This window comes from Nostoc sp. (assembly GCF_036917275.1).
In the GTDB taxonomy this organism is placed as follows: domain Bacteria; phylum Cyanobacteriota; class Cyanobacteriia; order Cyanobacteriales; family Nostocaceae; genus Nostoc.
The window spans coordinates 1-3,790 of sequence record NZ_JBALDF010000049.1 but is presented as its reverse complement, the minus strand read 5'-3'; the positions used below and the strand labels follow the sequence as shown (position 1 = coordinate 3,790).

At 43.4% G+C, this 3,790-nt stretch carries 5 protein-coding genes; 2 read left to right on the top strand and 3 right to left on the bottom strand.

The window, feature by feature from the left end:
* Positions 1-410, bottom strand: a 410-nt coding sequence (locus tag V7K35_RS18780; RefSeq protein ID WP_335080705.1) for a hypothetical protein, incomplete at its 3' end; no start/stop codon positions are given.
* On the opposite strand from V7K35_RS18780, the gene V7K35_RS18775 reads away from it, so the two are divergent.
* Complete coding sequence (locus V7K35_RS18775; RefSeq protein ID WP_335080704.1) at positions 409-648, top strand: hypothetical protein; 240 nt, start codon at positions 409-411, stop codon at positions 646-648. The genes V7K35_RS18780 and V7K35_RS18775 overlap by 2 nt on opposite strands.
* Before the next feature lie 62 nt (positions 649-710).
* Here the strand turns inward: V7K35_RS18775 and V7K35_RS18770 are convergent, their stop codons facing one another.
* Together V7K35_RS18770 and rppA are read right to left on the bottom strand one after the other, a co-directional pair.
* Positions 711-1,883 (bottom strand): sensor histidine kinase, encoded by a 1,173-nt coding sequence (locus V7K35_RS18770; protein ID WP_335080703.1) that lies wholly within the window; start codon positions 1,881-1,883, stop codon positions 711-713.
* A gap of 422 nt (positions 1,884-2,305) precedes the next feature.
* The gene (gene rppA, locus V7K35_RS18765; protein ID WP_335080702.1) at positions 2,306-2,986 is read right to left on the bottom strand and encodes a two-component system response regulator RppA; all 681 of its coding nucleotides are present in this window, start codon (positions 2,984-2,986) and stop codon (positions 2,306-2,308) included.
* Positions 2,987-3,197: 211 nt separating this feature from the next.
* Between rppA and V7K35_RS18760 the strand changes: the two genes are divergently transcribed.
* Positions 3,198-3,584 (top strand): hypothetical protein, encoded by a 387-nt coding sequence (locus tag V7K35_RS18760; RefSeq protein WP_335080701.1) that lies wholly within the window; start codon positions 3,198-3,200, stop codon positions 3,582-3,584.
* Positions 3,585-3,790: the final 206 nt, after the last annotated feature.

Here is a 3,790-nt window from a genome sequence, read left to right as displayed (position 1 = left end):
AAGTCGTTTTGAGGTACTTCAAAGTCGTTTTGAGGTACTTCAAAGTCGTTTTGAGGTACTTCAAAGTCGTTTTGGAGTACTTCAAAGTCGTTTTGGAGTACTTCAAAGTCGTTTTGGAGTACTTCAAAGTCGTTTTGAGGTACTTCAAAGTCGTTTTGAGGTACTTCAAAGTCGTTTTGAGGTACTTCAAAGTCGTTTTGAGGTACTTCAAAGTCGTTTTGGAGTACTTCAAAGTCGTTTTGGAGTACTTCAAAGTCGTTTTGGAGTACTTCAAAGTCGTTTTGAGGTACTTCAAAGTCGTTTTGAGGTACTTCAAAGTCGTTTTGAGGTACTTCAAAGTCGTTTTGAGGTACTTCAAAGTCGTTTTGGAGTACTTCAAAGTCGTTTTGAGGTACTTCAAACTTTGTCATGACTAATGATGCACTCAATGAAAATATGGTAGAAATCATTGAATCTGCAACAATGAATGAGGAAGAAGAGGAGAAATTAGCAAGACAATGTGCTAGAGAATATCAATTAATTACCAGAGATGACCGATTAGAGAAAATCGCTACATTTATGAGAATTACTCTGGGCAAGGAAGTAGCCTCGCTGATCTCACCCCTTAAGTTATATTTTGCACCTGCCCCATATCCCGCCAGAGAATAAATTCTCTGGCTAATAGCGCAAGTCCACTCAAGTGGACTATAAACCAGTGCAAGTTCGGTGATTTAAGAATGGCTCCTAAGCGGTAATTTTATCTGGAACGTCGAGCCTTTACCTTCATTGCTGATCACATAAATGTGACCGCCATGAGCCTGAACAATTTGTTGAGCGATCGCCAATCCTAACCCAAATCCGCCGTTTTCTCTTGCCCGTTCTGTATCAACTCGGTAGAAGCGATCGAAAATGTAAGGTAAATCTGCCTCTGGAATGCCAATTCCGGTATCGATGACCTGAATCACGACTCGATCTGAGTGAGGTTCTAAACGTAACCAGACTGTTCCCCCAGACGGAGTATATTTACAGGCGTTGTTGAGCAAGTTTTCGACTGCTTGCCTGAGCAAATCGGGGTCAGCCCACAACTCAATTTGTTGTTCTGGTAAATGGCTAATCAACTTAAGCGACTCTTTTGCAGCAACAGTAGTGTAATGAATAGCTAAATTCTCCAGCAAGCTATTCAGATTTACCTTTTTGAGAGATTCTGAAGTTAATTGTCCTTGATGCCGAGCCAACAGCAGTAGGTTATTAACTAAGGTACTCATCAACTTGGCGCTATCAATGATATTCTCCAATAAGGGATGCATCTGGGGACGGTCTGCCGCCATTAGTAGCCCCACTTGGGCATTGGTTAAAATCGCAGACAGGGGCGATCGCAACTCATGAGAAGCATCTGATGTAAAGCGTTGCAGTTGGTTATAGGCTTGCTGAACAGGCTGCATGGCTATGCCACCGAGTACCCAACCTGTAAGTCCAATTAACCCCAGCGCTACAGGTACAGCCAGCGTCAACATTAACTGAAATTGTCTAAGATCGTTTTGAGTTTCTGTTAGCGGGATAGCAACTTGCAGATAACCGATGACCGAATTTCCTCCTTGAACAGGCAGCGTGACTTGACGCAGCCAAAGCAGTTTGTCTGTAAATGGGTCAACGGACTTAATCGTCAAAAACCCAGATGCCGTTTGTAACTGTTCTGGAGGTGGACTACCAAAAAACCGCTTGAATTTGCCATTTGGGTCATACCAGCGAACATAGACTAGTTCAATATCAGCGGGATGAGAACCACTACCCAACAGTGGTATATTGCTCAGATCGACTTGTTTGTGTCCTTGATGTAGTCGATACTGCGAACGCGTTCTCGACGGATTTCTAAGCCCGAAGAAAAGCTTGGCCGAGCTTTCCAAGGTTGGGAGCCGAAATGATCCAGTTCTCCCAAGGGGTTTATCATCCCAGGAGAACAGATATCGTCAAAGCCCTCAATTCCTCGGTGTTAAACAGCTAAAAAATAATGATAATCAAATAGAGGGGAAGGAGGCAAGCGTCGCTTGCCTCCTTCCCCTGCCGCACACGATTATCATTCTTATTAAAAGTTTTTTGTGTATTTTAGCTGATTGATAAAAGGCACTTTATCCTAATCTCTCACGGATGAACCCTGGCATATTTCGCGATCGCTTGTGGTCTGGATTTCCTACCCGTGGGTTCCCCATCGCTTTTTTCCCCAGAAATGCACCTATTGACAACATTACCTTTTTCTTAAGTTGTCATAAATAAGTCGGAGACTGGGAACCAGACAAAGAAGAATTCTCCAAGCCAAAATTATTAAATCTCAAGATGCTTCTGGAGGGTTGAGGCGATAGCCCATACCATAGACAGTTTCAATCCAATCGGCAGCTGCTAATATTTGCAAACGTTGGCGAAGTTTACGAACTAGAACGGTGATTGCATTGCTCTCTGGCTCTGTACCCCACTCCCATACAGCTTGCTCAATTTGGTTACGAGTCAGGATTTGGCGGGGATGACGCATGAAGTATTCTAGCAACTGAAATTCCTGGCTAGAAAGGGTGACAATTGTCCCAAGTCGCTCCAAAATCAGCGTATCGAGATGAAGTTCGAGGTCTGCCAATCGGAGGGTGTCTCCTTGCCAGAGGGGCGATCGCCTTCCCAATGCCCGCACCCGTGCCATGAACTCCATAATATCAATTGGTTTGACTAAGTAATCATCTGCTCCTGCATCTAATCCTGTTATTTTATCAGGTGTGGTATCTTTAGCCGTAATCATTAAGATGGGAGCGGTTTTCCCAGCAGCCCGATATTGTTGACACAGACTTACCCCACTAATCCGAGGTAACATCCAATCCAAAATCAACAAGTCATATTCTTTTTCAGTCAAAAGCCATTGAGCGGTTTCACCATCCTTGACACCATCAACGTTGTGTCCAGCCTGGGAGAGAACCGTTTGCAGCGGCATTAATTGCTTCGGATCATCCTCGACCAGTAAGATTCTCATCACCTTTGTGCAATTGAGCTTATTAATAATAATGCATTCAAGTAATGTGAACTTCTTTCATCAGTCAGAATGAATGTGTGATTACAGCAGAATTCAAGTATTTGAACCACATCTGTCGTAAGGGCACAGCAATGCTGTGCCCCTACCGCATGGTATATTTACCTGAAAATAACTGTAAGTATAACTTGGCAAAATCAGAGGCAACTGTAGTGTGTGGCGGATTAGCAAAAGTTGGCTGCGAGGACTGGGATTAGAGTTTTGGTTGCCTCTGCCACTGGTGGCGGTTGTGTTTTGGCTGAGTTGTAGTTTCCTAGCTGCTCAACAGTTAAGCCAATCCTACTCTACAAAGACAAAACTTCAGTCAGATACCCAACTGGAAGCACGGGTATCAGTCAACGTATTGCTGATTAACGCTGCTGTCAACCGAACTCAGAAAATTACCCAGGTTGAAGTAAAAACAGTAGATCCCATCCTAAAGCGATTGGAATTAGAACTGCCAACGATAGAATTTAGCCAGATAGAAGCGACAATTGCCGAAGAATTAGGGCTACCTCGTCAGGATGTGAGGAAGTTAGTGCGCTATGAGATTGTGGATTAATATTGACGGTATTTCAGGCTAGGAGGAAATAAAAAAGTAACAAAGCCCGCCTGTCAACAACCGTAAAACTCCTAACAAGCAGGCTTTTTGTAAAAAATACTGCTTCTAATGCAATACGGTTCAGTTAAGGCTAAAAAGCTGATTAGTAATATGAAATTTCGGAGCTTCGGCTCGTTGTCCAGTACCTCTGTGTCTCATCTTTTTAG